Origin of the sequence: Azospirillum sp. B4, from assembly GCF_000333275.1 — a bacterium.
Lineage (GTDB): Bacteria > Pseudomonadota > Alphaproteobacteria > Azospirillales > Azospirillaceae > Nitrospirillum.
Map to the genome: position 1 here is coordinate 5,001 of NZ_BACU01000138.1, position 3,049 is coordinate 8,049.

The 3,049-nt window shown below is 72.4% G+C and carries 2 protein-coding genes (1 of these 2 running past the window's edge); both read right to left on the reverse strand.

The genetic code is table 11. The features are described from left to right. Positions 1–2,560, reverse strand: the 5' portion of a protein-coding gene (glgX, locus tag I55_RS06425) for a glycogen debranching protein GlgX (RefSeq protein ID WP_044559665.1). The gene continues 1,682 nt to the left of window position 1, outside the view; 2,560 of the gene's 4,242 nt are visible here — the first part of the coding sequence; it begins with the start codon at positions 2,558–2,560; the stop codon falls past the left edge of the window. Then, positions 2,557–3,049 (reverse strand): glycosyltransferase (locus I55_RS06430; RefSeq protein WP_044559666.1); only part of this gene is annotated, 493 nt, incomplete at its 5' end. The genes I55_RS06430 and glgX, both read right to left, overlap by 4 nt.

The window sequence follows — 3,049 nt, forward strand, 5'->3', positions numbered from 1 at the left end:
GCCTATGGGCCAGGCAGAGTTGGTGCACACCGGCGGGCAGCGGATCGATCACGACCTCCCGCGCCGTGCCGCGCCGTCCGTCAGGCGCCGTGACCGGCAGGCGCCGGCCTTCCAGCGTCAGCTTGAGCGCCCGTGTCTCCGCGCCCTCAAGACGAAGGATGACACCCACGGAAAGACAGCCAGCCTCCGGCACGGCGAAGCGCACCGCCTGTCCCTCGGTCGCCACCACGGTGCGGGGCAGCGGGCGGAAGGGCCCCTCGTCGGACAGCCGCTCCAATCCATCGCGCACGGCGCCCTGTGTTTCCGCGTCCAACCCCATGGCGCCCAGCAGGGCGCGCTTGCTGTCATCCGGCACGGGATGGTGGCCCCCCATCTCATCCCACCAGTCGGGGGCGATGCCGGCGGCGCGGGCGTAGCGGTCCAGCAGGTCGGCCGTGGGGGCGGCCCGGCGACGGCCCTCATCCGCCACATGCTCCGCCAGCACGACGACGCTGCGCGGGCCGACGGTGAACACGCCGGTGACGGGAACATCCTCCCCGCCGCCCTCGGCGCCGCTGTCCAGCGCCAGGCGCCAGCCGTGGCCGGCGCGGTTCCAGGGCGGGGTGACCGGGACATCGCCCCAGCCCCGGTTCAGGATGACGGCCACGCGATCGGTGCCGCCTTCCCCGCCCCCGGCCCCCGTCGCCGAGGCGAAAACGGCGACCAGCGCGCCGTCCCCACCCCAATCGCCATCCCCCATGGGCTGGCCGTCGGCGCGCAACCATTCCACGTCGGCCACGCCGCCAGGACCAGGCTCCCCGGTCAGGAAATGGTCAGCCCGCAAGGCCGGGTGGGCTTGGCGCAGGGCGATGGCGCGACGGGTGAAGTCATAGAGCCCGGCATCGACCGCACCATGGTCCAGCCAGTTAAGGCGGTTGTCCTGGGCATAGGCGTTGTTGTTGCCGTCCTGGGTGCGCCCGGCTTCCGCCCCCATGCCCAGCATGGGCGTGCCCCGGGCCACCATGAGGGTGGCGATCAGGGCCCGCAGGTCGCGGTGGCGGGTGGCGATGACGGCAGGGTCATGGCTGGCCCCCTCCACCCCATGGTTCCAGCTGGCGTTGTCGTCGGTGCCGTCGCGGTTGTCCTCGCCATTGGCCTGATTGTGCTTGCCGCTATAGGCGACCAGGTCGGCCAGGCTGAAACCGTCATGGGCGACGATGAAATTGACGCTGCGCGACGGGCGGCGCTTGTACCAGAACAGATCCGACGAACCGGCCAGCCGCGTGGCCAAGGCCCCCAGCTTGTGCCCGTCCCCCCGCCAGAAGCGGCGCACGTCGTCACGGAACTTGTCGTTCCATTCGCCCCAGGTGGCGGGAAAGCCGCCGGGATGATAGCCGCCGGGTCCGATGTCCCACGGCTCGGCGATCAGCTTCAGATCCCGCAGCACCGGGTCCTGGGACAACGCCGCCAGAAAGGGGCCCGCCGGGTCGAAGCCGTCGTCGCCCCGCCCCAGGGTGGCGGCGAGATCAAAACGGAAGCCGTCCAGCCCGGCGCGGCTGGCCCAGGTGCGCAGCGCGTCCAGCGCCAGACGCATCATGGCGGGCCGATCCGTGGGCAGGGTGTTGCCGCAGCCGGTGTCGTTGACGTAGAAGCGCCGGTCATCCGGGCGCAGGCGGTAATAGCTGGCGTTGTCCAGGCCGCGCAGGCTGAGGGTCGGCCCCAGCTCATCGGACTCGCCGCTGTGGTTCAGCACCACGTCCAGGATGACCTCGATGCCCGCGGCCTGCAGGGCGGCCACGGCGCCGCGCACCTCCGCCCAGCCGCCGGGCGCCAGGCGCGGATCGGGCGCGCAGAAGGCGACCGGGTTGTAGCCCCAGGCGTTGGTCAGGCCCAGCGGTGGCAGGTGGCGTTCGTCCACCCAGGCCATGGCCGGCAGGATCTCCAGCGTGGTGACGCCCAGCCGCGCCAGATAGTCCACCGCCGCCGGGTGGCCCAGGCCGGCGAAGGTGCCGCGCAGGTCCGCCGGCACCTGGTCATGCAGAGCGGTGAAGCCCTTCACATGGCACTCATAGACGACGGTGCGGTCCCAGGGCACGCGCGGGCGGGTCACCGGCCCGGGATCGAAGGACGCCTCGACCACTGCCTTGGGCACGAAGGGCGCGCTGTCCACGGCGTCGGCGCCCAGGTCGGCATCCGCATCGCCCAGCCGATGGCCGAACTGGGCGGCGTGGAAGGCGAACGGCCGGTCCAGCCGCGTGGCGTGCGGATCCAGCAGCAGCTTGGCCGGGTTGAAGCGATGCCCGGCACGGGGGTCGAAAGGCCCGTGCGCCCGCAGGCCATAGCGCTGCCCGGCCGCGATACCGTCGACGAAGCCGTGGAACACATCGCCCGTCCGCTCCGTCAGCGCGACGCGTGCCACCTCCCTGTCGCCATCGAACAGACAGAAGTCGATGGCGGTGGCATGGGCGGAGTAGACCGCGACGTTGACGCCACCGGCGGTGAGGGTGACGCCCAGGGCCTCCGGCGAGCCAGCGCCGTCAGCGGGACGGCGGTCCGGGCTGGTGTCAGCGTGCCCGCTCACCGTCCGCGCGCTCCCACCAGTTCGCGGTAGAGCGCCGCGTAGCGCCGGGCCGGGTTGGTCCAGGAGACGTCGGTCGCCATGGCGTTGCGGCGCAGGCGTTTCCACACCGCCTGGTCGGCGTACAGGTCGGCGGTGCGCTGGATCGCCCCCTCCAGCGCCAGGGTGGATGGGGGCTGGAAGCGCACGCCGGTGCCCACGCCGGCGGCCACCGCCATCTCATTGGCGTCGATCACCGTGTCGGCCAGGCCGCCCACACTGGACACCACCGGAATGGCGCCATAGCGCAGGGCGTACAGTTGGGTCAGGCCGCAGGGCTCGAACCGCGACGGGACGATCAGCGCCTCCGCCCCGGCCTGGATCAGATGGGCCAGCGGCTCGTCATAACCGATGACGCAGCCAATGCGGCCGGGATGGGCGGCCGCGGCGTTGCGGTAGCCTCGCTCCAGCGCCTCCTCCCCGGCCCCCAGCAGGACCAGTGCCCGCCGGCCG